The sequence below is a fragment of the Streptomyces sp. NPDC051664 genome (assembly GCF_044453545.1).
Taxonomy (GTDB): Bacteria; Actinomycetota; Actinomycetes; order Streptomycetales; family Streptomycetaceae; genus Streptomyces.
Genome location: NZ_JBITCU010000003.1, coordinates 508606 through 531611, shown reverse-complemented (window position 1 = coordinate 531611; position 23006 = coordinate 508606). Strand labels below are relative to the sequence as shown.

The 23006-nt window shown below is 70.8% G+C and carries 21 protein-coding genes; 14 read left to right on the top strand and 7 right to left on the bottom strand.

Translation table 11 applies throughout. The annotated features are described in order from the left end of the window. The first annotated feature begins 18 nt into the window (after positions 1 to 18). From panB to ACIA8E_RS08695, 3 genes are all read left to right on the top strand, one after another. Positions 19 to 903, top strand: a complete 885-nt coding sequence (gene panB, locus ACIA8E_RS08705; RefSeq protein ID WP_326603331.1) for a 3-methyl-2-oxobutanoate hydroxymethyltransferase — start codon at positions 19 to 21, stop codon at positions 901 to 903. A gap of 168 nt (positions 904 to 1071) precedes the next feature. Further along, positions 1072 to 2085: an ATP-binding cassette domain-containing protein gene (locus tag ACIA8E_RS08700; protein WP_399295896.1), complete on the top strand. Its 1014-nt coding sequence runs from the start codon at positions 1072 to 1074 to the stop codon at positions 2083 to 2085. Then, on the top strand, positions 2082 to 2939 hold the full coding sequence (locus ACIA8E_RS08695) for an ABC transporter permease (RefSeq protein ID WP_399295894.1): 858 nt from the start codon (positions 2082 to 2084) through the stop codon (positions 2937 to 2939). Before ACIA8E_RS08700 ends, ACIA8E_RS08695 begins: the two co-directional genes overlap by 4 nt. Before the next feature lie 13 nt (positions 2940 to 2952). Here the strand turns inward: ACIA8E_RS08695 and ACIA8E_RS08690 are convergent, their stop codons facing one another. Next, positions 2953 to 6465 (bottom strand): AfsR/SARP family transcriptional regulator, encoded by a 3513-nt coding sequence (locus ACIA8E_RS08690; protein WP_399295892.1) that lies wholly within the window; start codon positions 6463 to 6465, stop codon positions 2953 to 2955. Positions 6466 to 6697: 232 nt separating this feature from the next. Here ACIA8E_RS08690 and ACIA8E_RS08685 point away from each other — a divergent pair, with 232 nt between their 5' ends. Continuing rightward, positions 6698 to 7492, top strand: coding sequence for a site-2 protease family protein (locus ACIA8E_RS08685; protein WP_399295890.1), 795 nt, complete (start codon positions 6698 to 6700; stop codon positions 7490 to 7492). 179 nt (positions 7493 to 7671) lie between these two features. On the opposite strand, the gene ACIA8E_RS08680 is transcribed toward ACIA8E_RS08685, so the two are convergent. Next, entirely contained in the window at positions 7672 to 7848 is a 177-nt protein-coding gene (locus ACIA8E_RS08680; protein ID WP_267005466.1) for a hypothetical protein, read from the bottom strand. 81 nt (positions 7849 to 7929) lie between these two features. Beyond that, positions 7930 to 8640 (bottom strand): NADPH-dependent F420 reductase, encoded by a 711-nt coding sequence (npdG, locus tag ACIA8E_RS08675; RefSeq protein ID WP_399295888.1) that lies wholly within the window; start codon positions 8638 to 8640, stop codon positions 7930 to 7932. Between the two features lie 140 nt (positions 8641 to 8780). Between npdG and ACIA8E_RS08670 the strand changes: the two genes are divergently transcribed. Next, positions 8781 to 9383: a hypothetical protein gene (locus tag ACIA8E_RS08670; protein ID WP_399295886.1), complete on the top strand. Its 603-nt coding sequence runs from the start codon at positions 8781 to 8783 to the stop codon at positions 9381 to 9383. 74 nt (positions 9384 to 9457) lie between these two features. Next, complete coding sequence (locus ACIA8E_RS08665) at positions 9458 to 10750, top strand: MFS transporter (protein WP_399295884.1); 1293 nt, start codon at positions 9458 to 9460, stop codon at positions 10748 to 10750. Between the two features lie 52 nt (positions 10751 to 10802). Here ACIA8E_RS08665 and ACIA8E_RS08660 read toward each other — a convergent pair whose 3' ends face one another. Next, the gene (locus tag ACIA8E_RS08660; protein WP_030926153.1) at positions 10803 to 11033 is read right to left on the bottom strand and encodes a hypothetical protein; all 231 of its coding nucleotides are present in this window, start codon (positions 11031 to 11033) and stop codon (positions 10803 to 10805) included. A 58-nt stretch (positions 11034 to 11091) separates the two neighbouring features. Here ACIA8E_RS08660 and map point away from each other — a divergent pair, with 58 nt between their 5' ends. Both map and ACIA8E_RS08650 read left to right on the top strand, forming a co-directional pair. After that, positions 11092 to 11949, top strand: a complete 858-nt coding sequence (map, locus tag ACIA8E_RS08655) for a type I methionyl aminopeptidase (RefSeq protein WP_313937012.1) — start codon at positions 11092 to 11094, stop codon at positions 11947 to 11949. 201 nt (positions 11950 to 12150) lie between these two features. Next, positions 12151 to 12816: a heme oxygenase (biliverdin-producing) gene (locus ACIA8E_RS08650; protein ID WP_399295882.1), complete on the top strand. Its 666-nt coding sequence runs from the start codon at positions 12151 to 12153 to the stop codon at positions 12814 to 12816. A gap of 147 nt (positions 12817 to 12963) precedes the next feature. Here the strand turns inward: ACIA8E_RS08650 and ACIA8E_RS08645 are convergent, their stop codons facing one another. Continuing rightward, positions 12964 to 13695, bottom strand: coding sequence for a PhzF family phenazine biosynthesis protein (locus ACIA8E_RS08645; protein WP_399295880.1), 732 nt, complete (start codon positions 13693 to 13695; stop codon positions 12964 to 12966). A gap of 312 nt (positions 13696 to 14007) precedes the next feature. Between ACIA8E_RS08645 and efeO the strand changes: the two genes are divergently transcribed. The 4 genes from efeO to ACIA8E_RS08625 are packed head-to-tail and all read left to right on the top strand — an operon-like array spanning position 14008 to position 18342. Beyond that, positions 14008 to 15144 (top strand): iron uptake system protein EfeO, encoded by a 1137-nt coding sequence (gene efeO / locus ACIA8E_RS08640; protein ID WP_399295878.1) that lies wholly within the window; start codon positions 14008 to 14010, stop codon positions 15142 to 15144. Positions 15145 to 15164: 20 nt separating this feature from the next. Continuing rightward, on the top strand, positions 15165 to 16469 hold the full coding sequence (gene efeB / locus ACIA8E_RS08635; RefSeq protein WP_399295876.1) for an iron uptake transporter deferrochelatase/peroxidase subunit: 1305 nt from the start codon (positions 15165 to 15167) through the stop codon (positions 16467 to 16469). Positions 16470 to 16502: 33 nt separating this feature from the next. Beyond that, positions 16503 to 17474: an iron uptake transporter permease EfeU gene (efeU, locus tag ACIA8E_RS08630; protein WP_399295874.1), complete on the top strand. Its 972-nt coding sequence runs from the start codon at positions 16503 to 16505 to the stop codon at positions 17472 to 17474. Then, positions 17407 to 18342, top strand: coding sequence for a hypothetical protein (locus tag ACIA8E_RS08625; protein WP_399295872.1), 936 nt, complete (start codon positions 17407 to 17409; stop codon positions 18340 to 18342). Before efeU ends, ACIA8E_RS08625 begins: the two co-directional genes overlap by 68 nt. 147 nt (positions 18343 to 18489) lie before the next feature. On the opposite strand, the gene ACIA8E_RS08620 is transcribed toward ACIA8E_RS08625, so the two are convergent. After that, complete coding sequence (locus ACIA8E_RS08620; protein ID WP_030970575.1) at positions 18490 to 19236, bottom strand: bifunctional DNA primase/polymerase; 747 nt, start codon at positions 19234 to 19236, stop codon at positions 18490 to 18492. 341 nt (positions 19237 to 19577) lie between these two features. On the opposite strand from ACIA8E_RS08620, the gene ddaH reads away from it, so the two are divergent. Then, the gene (gene ddaH, locus ACIA8E_RS08615; protein ID WP_399295870.1) at positions 19578 to 20435 is read left to right on the top strand and encodes a dimethylargininase; all 858 of its coding nucleotides are present in this window, start codon (positions 19578 to 19580) and stop codon (positions 20433 to 20435) included. A 17-nt stretch (positions 20436 to 20452) separates the two neighbouring features. On the opposite strand, the gene ACIA8E_RS08610 is transcribed toward ddaH, so the two are convergent. Then, positions 20453 to 21451, bottom strand: coding sequence for a small ribosomal subunit Rsm22 family protein (locus ACIA8E_RS08610; protein WP_399295868.1), 999 nt, complete (start codon positions 21449 to 21451; stop codon positions 20453 to 20455). A 194-nt stretch (positions 21452 to 21645) separates the two neighbouring features. Between ACIA8E_RS08610 and ACIA8E_RS08605 the strand changes: the two genes are divergently transcribed. Continuing rightward, entirely contained in the window at positions 21646 to 22980 is a 1335-nt protein-coding gene (locus ACIA8E_RS08605) for a hypothetical protein (RefSeq protein ID WP_399295866.1), read from the top strand. Positions 22981 to 23006: the final 26 nt, after the last annotated feature.

Below are 23006 nucleotides of genomic sequence, written 5' to 3'. Positions count from 1 at the left end.
ACGAAGGAGCCGTTGGCAATGACGCTTCAGGCTGCGCAGAACCAGCCCGCAACCCCCGCGGAGGCCCCCACCGACAGCAGCAAGGCGCTGTACGGAGGCAAGAGCACCCGCCGCATCACCGTCCATGACATCGCCGCCGCAACCGAGCGTGGCGAGAAGTGGCCCATGCTGACCGCCTACGACGCGATGACCGCGTCCGTCTTCGACGAGGCCGGCATCCCGGTCATGCTCGTCGGCGACTCCATGGGCAACTGTCATCTCGGCTACGAGACCACCGTGCCCGTCACGATGGACGAGATCGCCATCCTCTCCGCCGCGGTCGTACGGGGCACCAAGCGCGCCCTCATCGTCGGAGACCTGCCCTTCGGGGCGTACCAGGAAGGGCCCGTCCAGGCCCTGCGCAACGCCACCCGGCTGGTCAAGGAGGCCGGCGTGGGTGCGGTGAAGCTGGAGGGCGGCGAGCGTTCGCTCGCGCAGACCGAGCTGCTGGTATCGGCCGGCATCCCGGTCATGTCGCACCTCGGACTGACCCCGCAGTCTGTGAACACCATGGGCTACCGGGTGCAGGGCCGCAGCGACGAGGCCGCGCACCGGCTGATCCGGGACGCCAAGGCGGCACAGGACGCGGGGGCGTTCGCCGTCGTCCTGGAGCTCGTACCGGCCGAGGTGGCCGCCGAGATCACCCGCAGTCTGCAGATCCCGACCGTCGGCATCGGCGCCGGTCCGGACACCGACGCCCAGGTGCTGGTCTACACCGACATGGTCGGGCTGACCGGCGGCAAGGTGCCGCGCTTCACCAAGCAGTACGCGAACATGCGCAAGGTGCTCGGCGACGCGGCGAAGGAGTTCGCGGACGAAGTCGTCGGCGGCACGTTCCCGGCGCCGGAACACACCTTCCACTAGGGCCTGTCCCCTCCGGGGGATCACTGACCACTGCCCGCACCACGACAGCCCGCCGACTTCCCCCATCGGCGGGCTGTCGGCGTGTATCGGCAGCCTGTAGGTGCGGCCCGGGCACCCTGTCGGCGGAATGTCGGTGGACTGTCGGTGGCGGGTGTTCCCATAGTGGGCATGACGCGAATCGACAAGAACCCCAGGACCGGCGGCAACGCCGTCGAGGTACGGGGGCTGGTCAAGCACTACGGCGAGACCAAGGCACTGGACGGCGTGGACCTCGACGTGCGCGAGGGCACCGTCCTCGGTGTGCTCGGCCCCAACGGCGCCGGCAAGACCACCCTCGTACGCTGCCTGTCCACCCTGGTCCTCCCCGATGCCGGGCACGCCACCGTGGCGGGCTACGACGTGGTGAAGCAGCCCCGCCAGCTGCGCCGCACCATCGGCCTGACCGGGCAGTACGCCTCGGTCGACGAGAAGCTCTCCGGCTGGGAGAACCTCTACATGATCGGGCGGCTGCTCGATCTCCCGCGCAAGCAGGCGCGGTCCCGCGCCGACGAACTCCTGGAGCGGTTCTCGCTCACCGACGCGGCCAGGAAGGCCGCGATGGACTACTCCGGCGGCATGCGACGCCGTCTCGACCTGGCCGCCTCGATGATCGGCAGCCCGGCCGTGCTGTACCTCGACGAGCCGACGACCGGGCTCGACCCCCGTACCCGCAACGAGGTCTGGGACGAGGTGCAGCGGATGGTCGCGGAGGGGGCGACCGTCCTGCTCACCACCCAGTACATGGAAGAGGCCGAGCAGCTCGCCAATGAGCTCACCGTCATCGACAAGGGCAAGATCATCGCCCGTGGCGGGGTCGACGAGCTCAAGGCGAAGGTCGGCGGCCGCACCCTGCAGATCCGGCCCTCGGACCCGGCACAGCTGGCCGCCATGGCCCAGGCGCTCAGGGAGACCGGACTGGACGGGGTCGCGGGCGCACAGGCCGTCCCGGACGAGGGACTGCTCTACGTGCCGATCCTCAGCGACGAGCAGCTGACCGCGGTCATCGGGCTGCTCGGCACCCGCGGCTTCTCGCTGGCCCATGTCGCCACCGCGCTGCCCAGCCTGGACGAGGTGTTCCTGGCCATCACCGGCGGCAAGTCCACGTCCGCCACCGACACGATCCCCCAGGAGGTCGCCGCATGAGCACGACGACTCTGACGCCCACGCCCACCGACGCGGCCGATCCCGCCCCGGCGAAGAAGCTCCACGACGAGGGCCGGATCGGGCTGCGGGCCAATCTGCGCCACATCGGCGCACTGGTGCGGCGCAACCTGCTCCAGATCAAGAAGGATCCGGAGTCGATGTTCGACGCGCTCCTGATGCCGATCATCTTCACGCTGCTGTTCGTGTACGTCTTCGGCGGCTCGGTCGGTGGCAGCATGGGCGGCGACCGGCAGGATTATCTCAACTACCTGATCCCCGGTCTGATGGCGATGATGGGCATGAACATCGCCATGGCGGTCGGCACCGGCGTCAACGACGACTTCCGCAAGGGCGTCATGGACCGGTTCCGCACGATGCCGATCGCCCGCTCCTCGGTGCTCATCGCAAAGATCGTGGTCGAGCTGGGCCGGATGATGGTCGCCACGTTCATCCTGCTGGGCATGGGCTTCGCGCTCGGCATGGAGCTGCAGGCCTCGTGGTTCGGGCTGATCGAGGCGATCGCACTGTCGGCGGTGTTCGGCGCCGCCATCATGTGGATCTTCATCCTGCTCGGACTGGCCATGAAGACGGCCCAGGCGGTTCAGGGAATGGGGATGCTCGTGCTGATGCCGCTCCAGTTCGGTTCGTCGATCTTCGCCCCGACCAGGACGATGCCCGGCTGGCTCCAGACGTTCACCGACTACAACCCGCTGTCCAATCTGGCCGACGCCGCCCGCGGCCTGATGATGGGCGGCCCGGTCGCCCACTCGGTGTGGGTGACGCTCGGCTGGACCGTGGTCATCACCGCGGTGATGGCGCCGCTCGCGGTCGCCAAGTTCCGCAAGAAGACCTGACGGCCGCTCCGGTTCATTCCCGGAACGCGTCCGCCAAGGCGATGGCCTCGTCCAGTCCGAGGCCATCGCCTTCGGCGTACGCGGCCTCGTAGCCGGCCTCGCCGAGAACGGCGCGGGCCGCCGCCTCCGCCTCGGCGTAGTTCCTCCGCTCTGTCGTCGTCGGCACATGGCCGTTCGGCAGCAGACCACTGCCCGCGCCCAGCAGCCGGGCGGCGAGGGCCGCCCGGCGCTCGCCGCCGAGCCCGGCCAGGGCCCGCGCGAGGGTGACGAGGTTGATGACGGACATCTGGGGCGCCACCATCTGTGCCAGCCGGTCCCCGGACCGCTCCAGCGCCTGCCGGCTCCGGACCAGGGCGTCTGCGTACAGCCCCTCCTGGTTGTCCAGCCAGGCCTGCCCGCCCATCACGAACCCTTCGAAGATCGCCAGGGTCTGCGATCTGAACTCCTCGCGCAGCACGGCGTACTGTTCACGGGCCTCGGCGACGCGGCCGGTGCTGCCCAGATGCACGGCGAGGAAGAGACGCGCGAACGGCATCGCCTCGTGTCCCGCCGCCCGCCCCTCGGCGAGCACCTCGCGCAGGATCGCCTCGCCCTCCGCGCCGCGGCCCAGTTCGGTCAGCGCGGAGGCGTACCGGGTACGGAGCACCGCCACCTGGGACTGGGCACCGAGCCGCTCGGCGTAGCCGATGGCGGCCTGGTAGTCGTCGGCCGCGCGGGTGTAATCGCCCCGCCGCTCGTTGGCCTCCCCGCGGGAGGAGAGCGACTCGGCGGCGCCCCAGTCGTCACCGAGCCGGCTGAAGATCTCCAGGCTCTCGTCGGCGTCCACGCGGGCCTCGCCGGACCAGTCGGGGCGGTTGGCCAGCACATTGGCGCGCATCTGGAGCGCTGCGGCCAGCTCCCACCCGTAGCCCAACTCGCGGGAGGCACGGACCGTTTCGTCCAGCATTCCGCGCAGGTCCTCGACGCCCCCGGTGAGCATGACCGCGAAGAACCAGAGCGACGCCGGGGCTCGGCAGGTCTGCGGCTGGCCCGCCCGGTAGGTGGCGGCGATGACACGCAGCCGCGCCATGCTCTTCTCGTTGGTCCACTCGTCCAACGCATGGTCCATGCTGACCAGTTGGATCAGCGCGATCCCGCGCCGCGCCTCCTGGAGCAGCTCCGGACCCATCGGCGGCGGCGCGTCGGTGCAGCGTTCCCGGATGGAGGGGGCGGGCCGGGCCGGCGGGGCGAAGGGGTCCGGACCCAGCGCGGCGGCCGCGTCGGCCCAGTGCAGGGCGTCGGCGCGCAGATCACGCATCTGCCAGTACCAGGCGAGCGAGAGCACCAGGCAGACCACCTCCTGCTCGTCGCGGACGGCGACGGCGTGGCGCAGCGCGGTGCGCAGATTCTCGTACTCCCGCTGGAGGAGGTCGATGGCGGCCCGCTGCCCGGCGCCGCGCAGCAGGGGGTCGGTGGTACGGGCCAGCTCCCGGAAGTACACCAGGTGGTGCCGCTCGACGGTGGCCCGTTCCCCTGCCTCGTCGAGCCGCTCGGCGGCGTACTCGCCGACGGTCTCCAGCAGCCGGTAGCGCATTTCTCCGTCGTCGGCGGGTGCGGCGACGACGAGGGACTTGTCGACGAGCGAACCGAGCACCCCGGCGACCTCGCGCGCATCCTGCGGCCGGTCCGCGCAGACCGCCTCGGCCGCGGTCAGCGTGCAGCCGCCGGCGAAGACGGACAGGCGGCGCAGGACGGCACGTTCGGGCGCGTCGAGGAGGTCCCAGGACCAGTCGACGACGGCACGCAGGGTCTGCTGGCGCGGCAGGACGGTGCGGCTGCCGCTGGTCAGCAGGCGGAACCGGTCGTCGAGCCGGTCCGCGATCTGGCGCGGGCTGAGCATCCGCAGCCGAGCGGCGGCGAGCTCGATGGCGAGCGGCAGTCCGTCGAGCCTGCGGCAGATCTCGGCGGCGGCGGCCGCGGTCTCGTCGTCCGCGTCGATCCGGAAGCCCGGCTTCGCGGCTGCGCCGCGGTCGGCGAGCAGGCGCAGCGCCATCGGGTCGGGCAGCGGGTCGACGGGACGGACGAACTCGCCCGGCACGCCGAGGGGTTCGCGGCTGGTGGCCAGGACGGTGAGGTCCGGGCAGTGGACGAGCAGATGGTCGGCGAGTGCCGCGGCGGCCTCGATGACGTGCTCGCAGTTGTCGAGGAGGAGCAGCATCCGGCGCCGGGAGCAGTGCTCGGTGAGCCGGACGAGCGGGTCGCCCGCGCCGCGCTCGGCGGCCCGGAGCTCCTCGGCGCCGGCGCCGCGCAGCACGGTCTCGCGGGCGCCGAGCGCGGTCAGTACGGCTGCGGGGACGGTGTCCGGGTCGTCGACGGGTGCGAGCTCGGCCAGCCAGACACCGTCCGGCCAGCCGGGTGCGACGGATTCGGCGGTCTCCTGGGAGAGCCGGGTCTTGCCCGCACCTCCGGGCCCGAGGAGGGTGACGAGCCGGGCCTGCGCGAGGTCGTCCCGAAGCGCCTCGATATCGGCCTCGCGCCCGACAAAGCTGGTGAGCCTGGCGCGCAGGTTGCCGTGAGGGGCGGCGGGGGCGTACGGGGCCGGGGGGCCGTCGTGGGCGAGGGCAGGGGCGGGCGCCGGGGTACGGGCCGGTCGGGGGGCAGGGTTGGACACGGCAGTCGGGTCCGCCAGCGGCGGCCGGTTCGGCGCAGGCGCGTGGCGCGGCGCAGCAGCCGGGCCCTGTCCGGGTGTCCGACCGGGCCCGGGCGTGCGACCCGGCGCGGGCGCCCGCCCTTGTCCGGCCCCTCGGTTCGACGGTGCCCGCGCCGGTTCCTGGCGAAGCAACTCTGCATGCAGGGACCGCAGTTCGGGGCCCGGGTCCGTGCCGAGGTGGTCGGCGAGTACGGTGCGTACCTCCTCGTACGCCGCCAATGCCTGCGCCGTACGCCCGGCGTCCCGCAGCGCCCGCAGGCGCAGCGCCTGGAGCGGTTCGTCTATCGGGTGGTCGGCGCAGAGCGCGACCAGTTCCGGCAGGACCTCGTCGGCACGGCCCAGCGCCAGCACCGCGGCGAGCCGGGTGCGCCGGGCGTCCAGCCGACGGGCCGCCCAGCGGGCGGCGACGACGCCGCGGTCGGGCAGATCGGCGAGGACCGGGCCCCGCCACAGGGCGAGCGCATCGTCGAGGACGGTGACGGCCTTGGCCGGATCGCCCGACTCCAGGGCCCGCACCCCCTCCCCCGTGAGCCGGTCGAAGCGGTGCAGGTCGACCGCGTCGGGGTCGGCGGCAAGCCGGTAGCCGCTCTCGGCGGAGGTGATGGCCTCATGGCCGAGAACCCGCCGGAGCCGGCCGACGAGCGCCTGCAGGGCGCCCACGGCGTCGGCGGGCGGCTCGCCGTCCCACACCTCGTCGACGAGCACCGCGGCCGGGACCGCACGGCCGGGGCTCAGCGCGAGAACGGTCAGCAGGGCGCGCAGCCGCGCCCCACCGATGGCGACGGCCGTGCCGTCGTCGTGGAGTGCCTGCGTGGTGCCGAGGATGCTGTAGCGCACGTCCCTATTCTCCGTGACCGGAATCGGGAATCGGACAGACTCCCGGCAGCGGCGATCCATTCCGGCCCTCGGCGTCGCCCGACGGTTCCCCGGTATTGCTCGTCATGTATCCACCCTGTCCGGAACCACCACCCGGATGCGAGTCGTTTCCGCCGTGTCGACTGTACGGTCGGGACTCGTCCCGCCCGTGACGCGCTCCACCCTCTGCCGCCGAGCCACTTGGAGTCCGCTGATGACCACCGCAGTTGCCCGCAGCGACCGGCGAATCAGTCCCATCTTCCTCGGGATCGCCGCCGTCATGGCGGTCTCGGGCTGGGCGGTGTGGACGGACTTCGCCGAGCCGCCGGGGCTTGCGATCTTCCTCTTCGTCACGGCGGCCTGGGTCGTCTCGCTCTGTCTGCACGAGTACGCGCACGCGCGCACCGCACTGCACAGCGGGGACATCTCGATCGGGGCGAAGGGCTATCTGACGCTGAACCCCCTCAAGTACACCCATGCGCTGCTGAGCATCGTCCTGCCGGTGCTGTTCGTGATCCTGGGCGGGATCGGGCTGCCCGGTGGCGCGGTCTTCATCGAGCGGAACCGGATCAGCGGCCGCTGGAAGCACAGCCTGATCTCGGCGGCGGGCCCCCTGACGAACGTACTGTTCGCGGTCGTCTGCACGGCGCCGTTCTGGCTGCACGCGCTGGACGGTGTCCCGTTGGGGTTCCGGTACGCGCTGGCGTTCCTGGCGCTGCTCCAGGTCACCGCGTCGATCCTGAACTTCCTACCGGTCCCGGGGCTGGACGGGTACGGGGTGATCGAGCCGTGGCTGTCGTACGGCATCCGCCGCCAGGTGGAGCCGTTCGCGGTGTTCGGCCTGTTCGCGGTGTTCGGGCTGCTGTGGATCCCCGAAGTCAACACCGTCTTCTTCGACGCGATCCACGGCCTGCTGCAGTCGCTGGGCGTCAGCGAGTTCGACACGTACTGCGGCTTCGACGCCTACCAGTTCTGGCAGCAGTCGAATCCGTCCTGCGCCGTCGGTTAAGGGCTGTCCCGTAATCCCTGGTGGATCAGCACGCGGCGTCGGATGCGGTGCATCGCAAGGCGGAGGGGCGTCATCGTACCGGCCGTATTCGGGCGTTCCGGCAACGCTGCGAGGTGCCGTAGCTGCCGTCGTGCGCCCGCCAGGGATTACGGACTGCCCTCAGGGGCGTCCGGCCGCGGTCATCCGGCGGCGGTCTCCGCGCGGTGCTTGCGCAGGTAGTACCACGCCATGTTGGAGGAGAGTCCGGCCAGCAGCACCCAGATGATCCCGAGCCAGGTGCCCTGGACGAAGGAGATCACGGCCGCACCGACGGCCAGGACGCAGACGGCGAGGGCGTAGAGAGCGAGGCGGGGCATGGGGGGCAGCTCCTGTCCGGGATGGCGCGTGGTCCCGTCCAGTGTCCCTCATGCCCCATTCCGCTCTCCGCAGGGTGCGGCTCACACGTCCGTGGTGCGCAGCCCGGCGTGCGCCTTGTAGCGGCGGTTGACCGAGATCAGGTTGGCGACCAGCGACTCGACCTGGTGGGCGTTGCGCAGCCGGCCCGCGAAGATGCCGCGCATACCGGGGATCCGGCCGGCGAGCGCCTGCACGAGATCGGTGTCGGCGCGGGCCTCGCCCAGCACCAGCACATCTGTGTCGATCTCCTCGATCGTCTCGTCCTGGAGCAGCACCGCCGAGAGGTGGTGGAAGGCGGCGGTGACCCGGGACTCGGGCAGCAGGGCGGCGGCCTGCTCGGCGGCGCTGCCCTCCTCGGGCTTCAGGGCGTACGCGCCCTGCTTGTCGAAGCCGAGTGGGTTGACACAGTCGATGACGAGTTTCCCGGCGAGCTCGTCGCGCAGCGACTCCAGGGTCTTGGCGTGGCCGTCCCACGGCACGGCGACGATCACGACGTCGCTGCGGCGGGCGCACTCGGCGTTGTCGGCGCCCTCGACGCCGAGGCCCAGCCCGTCGGCGGCGGTCCGGGCGCGGTCGGCGGCGCGGGAGCCGATGATCACCTTCTGCCCGGCGCGCGCGAGCCGGTAGGCGAGACCGCGGCCCTGCGGGCCGGTGCCGCCGAGCACGCCGACGGTCAGCCCGGATACGTCGGGAAGGTCCCAGGGGTCCTTGGCGGGGGGCTTGGGCGCGCTGCCGCTGTCATTCGTAGTCATGGGCCCGACACTACTGCGCGCCATGGAGGGGAACGCAGCGTGTCACCCGTGCGACATCCGTCACTGCGTCTGCCCCCGTTCGGCTGGTTCGGTGCCGTTCGCCGGTGCGGGGTACGGGTCCTGCGGCATGATGCCGGGCCATGGATGCCGTACGCGTCGCCCTGCTCCGTGAAGTGCTCGCCGGGACCGAGTGGCCCGCGGCGGCCCGCCGGTTCGCGGGGGCCCTCCGGTCGTCCGTCGTTCCGCACGGCGGCGGGCTGCTGCTGGTGGGGACGGCGGCGTACGAGCCGTGGCACCTGGCGGCCCATCTGGTCGACGAGTCCACCTGGTCCGGGCTGCCGGAGCTGGCGCCCACGCTCGTACGGCACCGGGTGGAGCCGGGCGATCCGGCGCATCTGGCCGTCGGTCTGGGCCGGATCGAGGCGGCCGGGCGGGGCGAGACGCTGTTCCTGGTGGCTCCGGAGCGGCCCGGGGACGGGCTGCTGGAGCGGGTGCACGACGCGCGCCGGGCGGGGGCGACGGTGCTGTCGCTGGACAACGGCGATCCGGAGGTGCGGGGGCTCGCCCATGAGACCCTCGCGGTGACCTGCCGCGACGATGTGGACCTGGACACCGTGCAGCATCTGGTGAGCGCGGCGGCCGGGGAGAACAGCGTCCCCGCACCGCGCGGCCGCCGTCGCTTCCGGGACCGGCTGTCCCGGCTCGCCGACCAGCTGACCGCGCCGCCGCCCGCGCGCTGGTGACGAGGTCGAGGCCGCCGCAGGCCCCGGCAAAACCGGTTGCACAGGGCACGTACGGCGCCGGACCATGACCCCTCGTGACCTCTGCCACCGCCCTGCCCGCCAGGCTCTCCGCGCTCCTGCCCGACCTCTCGCCCTGGCGTTCCTCGGCGGACTTCCGGCTGCTGTGGGTCCAGGGCCTGGTGACCTACTTCGGCAGTTTCATGGCGCTGATCGCGCTGCCGCTCCAGATCAAGGAACTCACCGGTTCGCCGCTCGCCGTCGGCGCGATGGGTGCGGTGGAGCTGGTGCCGCTGGTCGTCTTCGGTCTGTACGGCGGGGCGCTCGCCGACTCCGCGGACCGCCGCAAGGTGATCCTCGGCACCGAGGCGGGGCTGGGGCTGCTCGCGCTCGTCCTCCTGGTGAATGCCGCGCTGCCCGACCCGATGCTCTGGCCTCTCTATCTCGTCGCGGGCGGCGTCTCCGCGCTCGCCGGGCTCCAGCGGCCCGCGCTGGACTCCCTGATCGCCCGGATCGTGCCGCACGACCAGCTCACCGCGGCCGCCGCGCTGAACTCGCTGCGCTGGCAGTTCGGCGCGATCACCGGCCCGGCGGTGGCGGGTCTGGTGGTGGCCTATGCGGGGCACGCCACGGCGTACACGGTCACCGTGGTCACGTTCACCGTCTCCGTGCTCCTCTGTCTGCGGCTGGCGCCCGCACCGCCCGCCGAGCACGCACGGAAACCGTCGCTGCGCGGCATCGCCGAGGGGGCGGGGTACGCCTGGAGCCGACCGGTGCTGCTGGGGACGTACGCGATCGACCTGGCGGCGATGTTCTTCGCCTTCCCGAACACGATCTTCCCGTTCCTGGCGGACGAGCTGGACGCCGAGTGGTCACTGGGGTTGATGTACGCGGCGGGGTCGGTCGGCTCGCTGGTGCTGGGCCTGACCAGCGGCTGGACGTCACGGGTGCGGCGGCACGGGCTGTTCGTGGTGTTCGGGGCGACGGCCTGGGGGCTGGCGATCGCGGCAGCCGGGTGGTTCAGCAATGTGTGGCTGGTGCTGGTCTGCCTGGCGGTGGCGGGCGCGGGCGACATGCTCAGCGGTCTGGGCCGCTCCACGATCTGGAACCAGACCATCCCGGAGGAGCTGCGCGGCCGACTGGCGGGCATCGAGGTGCTTTCGTACAGCGTGGGGCCGCAGCTGGGCCAGGTACGGGCGGGCGCGATGGCGGGCTGGACGGGCACGCGGACCGCGGTCTGGACGGGCGGGGTGGCGTGCGTGGCCTCGGTCGCGCTGCTGGCTGCGGCGCTGCCGAAGCTCCTCACGTACGACTCCGAGACGGACGCGGACGCGGTGCGGCGCCGGCGGTCCAGCCCCTCCGGCGTGTGAGGAGCAGGGTCCGGGGCCGGAGCCCCGGGGCAGCTGCCGGACGGGCCGGAACCTACGCGTCGGTCTCCGGAGGCGTGGCGTTGTCGTGCCACTTGGGGTCGTTCTCCCACTCCAGATTCCGCTCCTTCGCCGTGTCCATCGCGTGCTGTGCCTCCTCACGGGAGGTGTAGGGGCCGAACCGGTCCTTCGCGGGGCACTCGGGGCCTTCCTCGACCTTCTGGTGCACCAGGCAGTAGTACCACTCGCCCGGCTTGCCGACCGTGCGCTTCTTGAACAGGGCCATCATCGGCTCCTTTCCTCGGAGCCATGCTGCCCCAAGCTCGCTGGTTAGACTCGCTGACATGTCTGGCCAGTCGCTGCTCGCACCAGGGGAGATCACTCCCATCCGTTCCGTACCGGGAAATATCCGGCGCCCCGAGTACGTGGGCAAGCCGGCTCCTGCGCCGTACACCGGCCCGGAAATCCAGGACGCCGACACCGTCGAGCGCATGCGCATCGCCGGCCGGATCGCCGCACAGGCGATGGCCGAGGCCGCGAAGCACATCGCTCCTGGCGTGACGACGGACGAACTCGACCGCGTCGCCCACGAGTTCATGTGCGATCACGGCGCCTATCCGTCGACGCTCGGCTACCGCGGCTTCCCCAAGTCGCTCTGCTCGTCGCTCAACGAGGTCATCTGCCACGGCATCCCGGACTCCACGGTGCTGCGCGACGGCGACATCGTGAACCTCGACGTCACCGCGTACATCAACGGTGTGCACGGCGACAACAACGCCACCTATCTCTGCGGTGATGTGGACGAGGAGTCCCGGCTGCTCGTGGAGCGCACCGAGGAGTCGCTGAACCGCGCCATCAAGGCGGTCCGCCCCGGGCGCCAGATCAATGTGATCGGTCGGGTCATCGAGTCGTACGCCAAGCGCTTCGGGTACGGCGTGGTCCGGGACTTCACCGGGCACGGGATCAATTCGTCGTTCCACTCCGGCCTGATCATTCCGCACTACGACAGCCCGCACGCGACCACCGTGATGCAGCCCGGCATGACATTCACCATCGAGCCGATGCTGACGCTCGGGACACACCAGTACGACATGTGGGACGACGGCTGGACCGTGGTGACGAAGGACCGCAAGCGCACCGCCCAGTTCGAGCACACGCTGGTGGTGACCGAGACGGGCGCCGAGATCCTGACCCTTCCCTAGCCCTTCGTACGCGATCCGCAACCCCGGCGAACGGGTGGAACCGGGCGTATCGTCTTACCGACGGACCGTCGGGAAGCTGTTGACTTAGGTAAGCCTAAGTTGGAGGATCGGAGATGTCGACAGTGGCTGCCGAGCGCAGTCGCCGTCGGCTTTCCGTCTTCTTCCGGACTTCCCTCCCTCCTCGGTCCCCGGAGGCCCGCCTTGGACGCAACAGCCGCCACCACGCCCTTCTCGACGCTGATCCGCACGGCGTCGCACGAGCAGCACACCGAGGCGGAGACCTCGGCCTTCATGAGCGACCTGCTGGGCGGGCGGCTCGGAGTGGTTGCGTACACGCGCTACACCGAGCAGCTGTGGTTCGTCTACCGGGCGCTGGAGGAAGGCGCGGAGGCACTGCGCACCGACCCGGTCGCCGGTCCGTTCATACAGCCGGAGCTGATGCGCACCGCGGAGCTGGAACGCGACCTGGCGCATCTTCGCGGTGCGGACTGGCGCAGGGGCCTGGAGCCACTGCCCGCGACGGCCGCGTACGCCGACCGGGTCACCGAGTGCGCGCGCACCTGGTCCGCCGGATACGTCGCACACCACTACACCCGCTATCTCGGGGATCTCTCCGGCGGCCAGATCATCCGCGACAGGGCGGAGAAGACCTGGGGCTTCGCGCGCAAGGGCGACGGTGTCCGGTTCTATGTCTTCGAGGAGATTGCCAACCCCGCCTCGTTCAAGCGGAGTTACCGCGAGCTGCTGGACGCGGTGGACGCGGACGAACTGGAGAAGAAGCGGATCGTCGACGAGTGCAGGCGCGCGTTCGCGCTGAACACGGCGGTGTTCCGGGAGCTGGGCGAGGTGTTCCCCCGCAGTGCGTAGGCCTCACGGGGCGCGGGGGCGGGGCGACCGGGTTCCGACGGTGGACCCGGTCACCCGTGCCGCTTCGCCCTCAATCACCGGACGGGCTTGAAGTCGCCCCGCCCGACGTCACACCGCCGACACCACTCCGAATTCGCCCGTCCGACGTCAGAGCGCCGGCGACAGGCTTGCACCCGCCAGCAGGACGCGGCCCCCGATCTCCACCGTGCCGTCCGGTGCGGGCGCGGTGAGGATCTGGGAGCCGCACCCTTGCGTGATGTTGAGGGCCCGGCCCAGTTGCGCGCTGAGCAGCAGCGCCGCCGCGCCCGTCGCCTCGTCCTCGACGATCCCCCCGGTGCAAGCCCCGGCTCCACCGGGGCGGCTGACACCGCGCTCATGGATGCGCCGCGGGAAGGCCCGCGCCCTCACCCGTCCCGCCGCCTCGTCCTCCCACGCCCATACGTACAGCCAGCCCTCCCCCGGGGGAGGCCCGGTCAGCGCCTCCACCTCGGCGGCGGATGCGTACTGCTCCAGCGTGCGCGGCGGCACCCACTCGGGGCGGGCCGCGATCCAGCTGAACTCGCCGTCCTGACGGGCGTAGACGTCGCCGACCGGCAGCTCCAGGATCTCCAGGTCGAGCAGCCAGGCGGCGCCCACGAGCGGATGCCCGGCGAACGGCAGCCGGAGTCCCGGCGTATAGATGTCGACGTGCCCGCGCTCGGGATCGTCGACGAACACGGTCTCACTGAAACCGAGCTGCCCGGCGAGCGCCTGCCGGGACGCCTCGTCGGCGTACGTACGCCCGTCGCGTACGACCCCGAGGGCGTTGCCGTGCCGTCCGTCCGGGCCGCAGAACACGTGCAGTACGTCGATGCCTGCGGGTACGTCGTAGTCACTCACGTGCGCATTCAAGCATCGTGCGGCCCGGTGGTGCCGCAGGAACGGATCGGACGGTACGGCGGCGGGGCCGCGGCGACGGCTCCGGTACCGAGGCGCCCCCCGTCCGCACCACCAAGAACCGGTTGACCATCCCTTGACCCTTCCGTGGGGCGCCCATGGGTCGTCCGTGATCGCCCCGTTCTCCGGCACCCCAGGTGAGAGCTGAATCACTGCACGGGTGGGTACCGGTGAGGTAAGCCTCGGTTAAGTTAGGTCCGCCTCACCCGCCCATTTCCGGCCCTGTTCATCCTCTTCAGCCTTTGTGGAGCCCGTATGCGAGCCGTTCGTTTCTCCGTCGTCACCGCTGTCGCCACCGCGGCGGCTCTGACCGCCGTCACGGGCTGCGCCGAGAAGAGCGACGGCAAGGGTGACGACGCGGTGAAGGTCACCGCGAAGGACGACTCCTGCGCGGTGTCGAAGAAGAAGCTCCCGGCCGGTCACATCGCACTCGCCGTGGAGAACAAGGGATCCAAGGTCACCGAGGTCTACGTCCTCTTCCCGGACGACCGCATCGTCGCCGAGCGCGAGAACATCGGCCCCGGCACCAAGGCCACCATCACCGCCGAGGTCAAGGCCGGTTCGTACGACGTCGTCTGCAAGCCCGGCATGAAGGGCGCCGGCTTCCGGCAGAAGATCGAGGTCACCGGCGGCACCGCGGTCAAGCGCAGCCCCGAGATGGACAAGGCCGTCGCCGGCTACCGCACCTACGTGCAGGCGCAGGCCGACGAGACGCTGCCGAAGGTCAAGGTATTCACGGACGCCGTCGCCGCGGGCGACATCGAGGCCGCGAAGAAGGCGTACGCCGACTCCCGCATCGGCTGGGAGCGCACCGAGCCGGTCGCCGAGTCGTTCGGTGACATCGACCCGAAGGTCGACGTCCGCGAGGACGGCCTGGAGGACGGCCAGAAGTGGACCGGCTGGCACCGCCTGGAGAAGGCGCTGTGGCAGGACAAGAAGCTCGGCGCCGAGGAGAAGGCCCTCGCCCCCGTCCTCTACAAGGACCTCGTCGACTGGCAGAAGCGGGTCGGCAAGGCGGAGATCACCCCGACCTCGATGGCCAACGGCGCCAAGGAGCTCCTCGACGAGGTCGCCACCGGCAAGGTCACCGGTGAGGAGGAGCGCTACAGCCACACCGACCTGATCGACTTCAAGGCCAATGTCGAGGGCGCGCAGAAGTCGTACGAGCTCCTCAAGCCGATCGCCTCGAAGAACGACGCGGCGCTGACCGCCACCCTGGACAAGCAGTTCGCGGCGCTGAACACGCTGCTGGACAAGTACCGCGAGGACAAGAACTCCTACGACTTCACCTCGTACGAGAAGGTCGGCAAGGCGGACCGCAAGGAGCTGTCGGACGCCGTCAACGCGCTGGCCGAGCCGCTGTCGCAGCTCGCCGCCGCAGTGACGAAGTAACGGGCGGGGAGGCACCGGTCATGTCCGAGGAGAATCAGAACACCGCCGGGACGGACGTCGCCGATACCGTCGCCGCCGAGTCGGTCGCCACCGGCGGCCGCGCCCCGTCGCGCCGTGCGCTGCTCGGCTGGGGCGGTGCCGGGCTTGCGCTCGGCGCGGTCGCGACCGGTGGCACGGTCGCCGCGGTGCGTACGGAGAACGACGCCGTGCCGGCTGCGGACAGCGGCGCCGCGGTGCCGTTCCACGGTGTGCACCAGGCCGGTATCGCCACCGCCGTCCAGGACAGGCTGCACTTCGCCGCGTTCGACGTGACCACGAAGGACCGGGCCGAGCTGATCGCGCTGCTCAAGGAGTGGACGCGGGCGGCCGAGCGGATGACGGCAGGTCACGCGGTCGGCGACGGGGCGTACGGCGGTCTCGCCGAAGCACCGCCGGACGACACCGGCGAGGCGCTGGGACTCAAGCCCTCCCGGCTCACCCTGACCATCGGCTTCGGTCCCTCCCTGTTCACCAAGGGGAGGTTCGGCCTTGAGGACCGGCGCCCGGAGGCGCTCGTCGATCTGCCGAAGTTCCCCGGCGACAATCTCGACGCGGCCCGCAGCGGCGGCGACCTGTGCGTCCAGGCGTGCGCGGACGACCCGCAGGTCGCGGTGCACGCCATCCGCAACCTCGCCAGGATCGGCATGGGCCGCACCGCGATCCGCTGGTCGCAGCTGGGCTTCGGCAAGACGTCGTCGACGACGCCCGACGCCCAGACCCCGCGGAACATGATGGGCTTCAAGGACGGCACCCGGAACATCTCCGGCACCGACACCGCAGCCCTCGACAAGCACGTGTGGGTCGGCGAGAAGGACGACGCCGGCTGGATGACCGGGGGTTCGTACCTGGTGGCCCGGCGCATCCGCATGCACATCGAGACCTGGGACCGGACCGGACTCCAGGAGCAGGAGGACGTCTTCGGCCGGGACAAAGGCGAGGGGGCCCCGGTCGGCAAGGCGAAGGAGCGCGACGAGCCGTTCCTGAAGGCGATGCTGCCGACCGCCCATGTGCGGCTCGCCCACCCGGACAGCAACGACGGTGCGAAGATCCTGCGCCGTGGCTACTCCTTCACGGACGGCACGGACGGCCTGGGCCGGCTCGACGCCGGGCTGTTCTTCCTGGCCTACCAGCGCGATGTCCGGAAGGCGTTCATTCCGCTGCAGCGCCGCCTCGCGGCACACGACGCACTCAACGAGTACATCCAGCACGTGGGTTCGGCGCACTTCGCCGTCCCGCCGGGCGTCCGCTCCAAGGACGACTGGTGGGGCCGGGCGCTGTTCTCGTAACGGGACTCGAAGCGGAAGAAGGAGAACCGAAACGTGTTCAGCAACTATCTGATCGGCCTGCGCGAGGGCCTCGAGGCCAGCCTGGTCGTCTGCATCCTCGTCGCCTATCTGGTGAAGACCGGCAATCGGAGCAAGCTGATGCCGATCTGGGTCGGGGTCTCCATCGCGGTCGTCGTCAGCCTGGCGTTCGGCGCGGGGCTCGAATTCGGCTCGCAGGAGATGACGTTCAAGGCACAGGAGGCGCTCGGCGGTTCGCTGTCGATCCTCTCGGTCGGCCTGGTCACGTGGATGGTGTTCTGGATGCGGCGCACCGCGCGGCATCTGAAGGCGGAGCTGCACGGCAAACTCGACGCGGCGCTCGCGATGGGCACCGGCGCGCTGGTCGCCACGGCGCTGCTCGCCGTCGGCCGGGAGGGGCTCGAGACCTCGCTGTTCGTCTGGCGTGCGGTGCATGCCGCGGACGACGGCTGGCATCCGATGATCGGTGCGCTGCTCGGGATCGCCACGGCCGTGGTGCTGGGCTGGCTGTTCTACCGCGGCGCGCTGAAGATCAACCTGGCGAAGTTCTTCACCTGGACCGGCGGCATGCTGGTGGTCGTCGCGGCGGGCGTGCTCGCGTACGGCGTCCACGACCTGCAGGAGGCGGAGTTCCTCGGCGGTCTGCAGAACCGGGCGTTCGACATCAGCGCCACGATCCCGCCGGACAGCTGGTACGGCACGCTGCTGAAGGGCACCTTCAACTTCCAGCCGGATCCGACCATTCTTCAGGTCACGGTGTGGGCGCTGTATCTGATCCCCACTCTCGCGTTGTTCATCGCCCCGGTAGGCTTCGGACGGTCAGTGGGGGCGACGGATCAGAAGGCGCAGAAAGCAACGGATGAGAAGCCTGAGGCCGATTCGGCTGGCGACGGGGCTCGCGACAGCGACGGTGCTGAGCATGACGGCGAGCGCGTGCGTGACGGTGCACGGCGAGCTGGAAGTCGTACCGGCGGCGACGAAGTCTGAGGCCGCGAAGGCCCTTGCGGACTTCACCACCGCGTACAACGCGGCGGACAAGGCCTACGACCCTGCGCTGGACGCTGACCGGGTCACCGGTTCGCTCGGTGCGATCAACCAGGCCGGTCTGCGAGCGCGGCAGAAGAACAACCCCGACGGCAACGCGAACCACCGGCCGCTGGAGCTGACCGACGCCACGTATCTCATCCCGAAGAAGGCCGGCTGGCCGCGCTGGTTCCTCGCGAACACCGACTCCAACCGCGACCAGGACAGCGGGAAGCAGGACACCAGCTGGCTGATCGTCTTCGTCAGGACCGGTCCCGACGCGGTCTGGAAGGCGTCGTATCTCGCGGTCGTGACGCCGTCCGAGCTGCCCGCGTTCGCGAAGGACGGCGAAGGGCGGGCCCGGCCGGTCACCGCGGACAGTGCGGAACTGGCCGTGGCGCCCAAGGACTTGAGCACGTCGTACACGCAGTACCTGCAGAAGGGCACGCCGGACGTGTTCGCCCCCGGGGTCGCCACCTCGGCCTGGCGGGTCGAGCGCAGAAACAGCCGGCGGGCGGGCTTCTCCTTCCAGTTCATCGACCAGCCGTTGGACGGCGGTACGTTCGGCCCGCTCGGCCTGGAGACGGAGGACGGCGGGGCGCTGGTCTTCTTCAGCAGCAAGCACTTCGAGCAGCAGACCGCGGCGAAGGGACTGCGCCCGCCGGTCAACGCGGATGTACAGGCGCTGCTGACCGGCGAGGTGAAGACCACCCTCACCAAGGAGCGGGTCTCCAGCCAACTGGTGTACGTACCGAAGAAGGGCGCCGGGAACAACACCAAGGTGATCGTGCTGAACCGGCTGCCCGGGCTCACGGCGGCGAAGGGCTCGTAGGCGCGGTCCTGCGCTGCCGTGGGCGGCGTTCCGTTCTGCGTGGGAGCCGTCCCCTGCTGGCCCGTGATGCAGGGCTCGCGCTGTGCCCGTGGCGCAGGGTTCGGGCCCCGCGTTCCCGGCTCGCCCGTTCTTCCGCCGCGGGGGATTTCAGCGGCTGAGCGGCCAGGCCACCGAGTCGTGGTCGAGATCGCTCTGGTCCGCCGTGTCGGCGTACTGCGCGCAGGCGTCGGTGAGCGTCTCCAGCAGCGTCAGCGGGTCCGGCAGCGGGTTCTCCGGGCCGCGGACCCAGTGCACGTCCAGCTCACCGGGGAGCATGGCGGGCGGCAGGAGTACGTAGCTTCCGCGGCAGTGCCAGCGCATCCCCGGATGCTCGTCCATGGTCTCGGGATGACAGTCCAGCTCGCAGGGCCACCACTCGTCCTCGTCCTCGGGGGTGCCGCGGGTGGCGGTGAAGAAGAGCATCCGGTCGTCACCGGAGACTGCCACCGGGCCGACGTCGATGTCCGCGGCGAGGAGCCGCTCCAGAGCCTGGTTGCCCGCGGTCAACGGCACGTCGAGAACGTCATGGATCATGCCGGTCGCGGTGATGAAGTTGGCCTGCGGCTGGCTGCGGGCCCATCGCTCGATCTGGGCGCGGTCCGTGGTGGACTGCGTCTGCCAGGCGAACGAGATGGGATGCCGGGCGGGGGTGGGACAGCCGATGCGTTCGCACGAACATCGGTAGCCGACCGGGTGGGCGGCCGGCGAGATGGGCATTCCGGCTTCGGCGACAGCCAGGAGCAGCGCCTCCCGGGCGGTGTCGTCGACCTCGCTGTGCTGCGATTTGGGTCGTCGGCGAAGCCATTGGGAAAACTTGCTCTCTGTGCCGCGAGAACGGCCGAAATCGGCGCCCATCAATCCCCTTACCTCAGCGTTGCCCCTGCCTATGGTCCCACCATCCTGCGCCTCGGGTGGCCAGAGTTCTCAAGCGGGGTGCGAGGACCGGCGCACTGAGCTGGGCACTATGCCAATAATTGGCCTGAAATGGCAGGTGTGGCTCAGTAGGTGTCCACCGGCAGGGCGAGACGGAACGTTGCGCCTCGACGCCTCTCCGTAGTCGTTACCGAGCCGCCCGTACAACCACCCGATCGGTTCACTGCGCGGTCGCCCCGGACGGCGCACCATGGGCTCACGCACAGACCCGTGCGAGCCCCGACTGTCCGCAGGCCACCCCTGCTGTCCGTGAGGAGCCCCCATTGCCTCGTGAAGCCACACCCTCATCGCTTCGTGAAGCGACCCCGCGCCGCTATCTGATGTGCGCCCCGACCCATTTCGAGGTCACGTACTCCATCAACCCTTGGATGGACCCGAGCAAGCCGGTCGATCTGCAGCTGGCCCAGGCCCAGTGGGAGGACCTGCGCGACCGCTACCGGGCGCTCGGCCACACCGTCGAGCTGCTCACCCCGCGTCCCGACCTGCCCGACATGGTCTTCGCCGCCAATGGCGCCACCGTCGTGGACGGCCGGGTGCTGGGCGCCCGGTTCGCGTACCAGGAGCGGTACCCCGAGGCCGCGGCGCACCGGGACTGGTTCCGGGACCACGGTTTCACCGAGATCCACGAGCCGGCCCACGTCAACGAGGGCGAGGGAGATTTCGCGGTCACCTCGTCGTACCTGCTGGCCGGGCGCGGCTTCCGGTCCAGTCCGCTCTCGCACGACGAGGCACAGGAGTTCTTCGGACGGCCGGTGATCGGGCTCGATCTGGTGGACCCGCGGTACTACCACCTGGACACGGCGCTGTGTGTGCTCGACGAGGCGGGCGACGAGATCATGTACTACCCGGGCGCCTTCTCGCCGGGCAGCCGCTCCGTGCTGAGGCGGCTGTTCCCCGACGCGTTGACGGCCGAGGAGGCGGACGCAGCGGCCCTCGGGCTCAACGCGGTCAGCGACGGCCTCCATGTCCTGGTGCCCCAGGGCGCCGGGGGCCTCTTCGACCCGCTGCGGGCGCGCGGTTTCGAACCGGTCCCGATGGACCTGAGCGAGCTGCTCAAGGGCGGCGGCAGCGTGAAGTGCTGCACCCAGGAGCTGCGCGGCCAGGTCTCTCTTCCGGCCTGATATCCGGAAGAGAGGCTCTAGTCGTCGTCACCGGGGGGCGGCCAGGCGTCGCCCCACGCGATGTCCCGGGCGGCCCGGTACAGCTCGCCGTGCCGCTTGGTGACCGTGGAGCGCTTCAGTGCCTCGTCACGGGTGCAGAGGTCCAGCAGCACCTGCCCCTTGCGGATCTGCGGCTTGCGGGTGACCCGGGCGAGTACCGGCTCGGTGGCGAAGCGGGTCGCCACGACATAGCTGAACTTCTCGTCCTCGTACGGCAGTGATCCGCCCTTCACCTGCCGGTGCAGCGAGGAGCGGCTGACCCGGGCGGAGAAGTGACACCAGTCGGTGCCCGGCTCGATGGGGCACGCCTCGCTGTGCGGACACGGCGCGGCGACCGTCAGCCCGGCGGCGATCAGCCGGTCGCGGGCCTCGATGATGCGGGCGTATCCGCCGGGGGTACCGGGCTCGACGATCACGACGGCCTGTGCGGCGGCTGCGGCCGTGTCGACGAGGGCGGTGCGTGCGGCCGCCGTCAGCTCCCCCAGCACGTAACTGACGGTCACCAGGTCCGTGGGGTCGAGCTCCAGGCCCGCACCGATCCGGGCCCGCCGCCAGTCGGCGGTGCGCAGGGCCTCGACACCGGAGGCCCCGGCCAGTTCCCGGCCGAGGACGAGGGCGGGCTCGGCCCAGTCGAGGACGGTGGTCCGGTGCCCCTCCCAGGCCCCGGCGACGGCCCAGCTCGCCGCGCCGGTGCCGCCGCCGATGTCGGTGTGGGTGGTGGGTGCCCATTCCGGAGCGGCCTCACGCAGGGCGGTGAGGGCGGACCGTGCCGCTTCGAAGGTCGCGGGCATCCGGTACGCGGCGTACGCGGCGACGTCCGAGCGGTCGCGGAGCACCGGGGCATCGGTCGGGGTGGTTCCCCGGTAATTGGCGATCAGCCGGTCGACGGCCTGCGCGGCCTGCTTGGGCGGCAGTCCGTCGAGGAGTCCGGCCAGCGCCGCGCGCAGGGCTTCCGCAGTGGAGAGGGTGACGTTCACCGAAAAATTGTAGGCGGACACGACCGGCCGTTCTCCGGCCGGTGCCCGTCCCGTCCGGCGCACCGTCGCCCGCAGTCGATCCCCGCACCACGGCCGCCGAGCTGAACTGCCGGGACGCCTGGGCCAGTTGCTACGCTGATCGGCGCGAGGTCAGGAATGCTCACGTGAGGTCGGGAATGCTCATCAAGGGGACAATGCGACAGAAGATCGTGCGCCTGACTCTGGTCGCCGGGGTGCTGGTGCTTGCCCTGCTGCTTCTGCTGGCCACCTGCGGTGCCGGGGGGAACGGGAAGAAGGGCGAGGAGGGCAAGGGCGACGGCGGGCCGAAGAAGCCGGTTCGGACGGGTGCGGGCCCGGCGACACAGCTCACCGTTCCCCCCGCGTACACGACCCGACGCGGCTGGGAGCTCATCAACACCTCACCCGACTACGCGATCTCCCGGACGACGGGACGCCTCGCCTACCTGCTGCGGGTCTCCGACAACCAGTACCGGCTGGAGACCATCGACTCGGAGACCGGGAAGGCAGGCTGGAAGGGCGAGAACTGGCGGCCGCCGGCCTCGAAGCACTTCCCGAAGCTGCTCCTGGTCACCAAGGACGACGTGGAGTACTTCGTCACGTGGGCGTACGGGAAGGTCGGCGTGAACGCGCTGACCCCGGCCGACACGATCGTCTCCCTCGATGTGTACAACGCGACGGACGGCTCCCGGCAGCGCATCGAGGTGCCGTGGAACTCCGCACCGACCGTCGACACCAGCGGACCCGGCATCCTGATCAGTGACGGCCGCACCAACAGCGTGCTGGTCGACCCGGCGAGCGGCCGCATCACGAAGATCGCTCCCACGGCGCTGAAGTACCCGAAGGGCTGCCCGTCCTGCAGGCAGCTCACCGAGGTGTTCGGACTGACCACGAAGGGCCTGCTGGTCAGCGGGGCACGGGAGTTCTGGGTGCAGGGCGGCTGGTTCAGCCGGAACGTCGCCCCGAAGGGCACCGACCGTTCCAGCGGGATCCCGACCACGGTGGCCCCCGGCTGGGTGCTGGCGAAGTGGCAGCTCGCGAAGGGCCAGAAGCGGGCGACGACCCATGACCTGTGGGCGGTGCACGACGCGGAGACGGGGAAGCCGGTGGCCACGGTGGAATGCCACAAGGTGGCGATCAAGCCGGGCCAGTATCCGCAGGCCGTCATGTCGCCCTCGCGGACGTACCTGGTGGCCGGGAACCTCGCCTTCGACCTGGAGACGAAGAAGGGGTTCTGTCTCGAGGCGACGGACGGCTCCAAGCCGCTGACCCTGGTCTCCGTGACGGACGAGGGCATCGCGTACGGCGCGACGCCCGGACGCAACGCGGCGGACGTGCTGGCCGGCCGCGGCCGTCCGGTCCAGGTCGAGGTCACCAGCGGGGTGCCGGAGGCGCTGCCCGCGAATGTGCGGCTGCCGGCCACGGAGGCCGCGGCGGGGGTCGGCGTGTTCCGCTGGACGGACGAGCTGGACCGGCTGCATCTGCTCGGCTACCCGCGCGCCGACCGCTAGGGGGTGCCGGGGAAACCTGGCCGGAC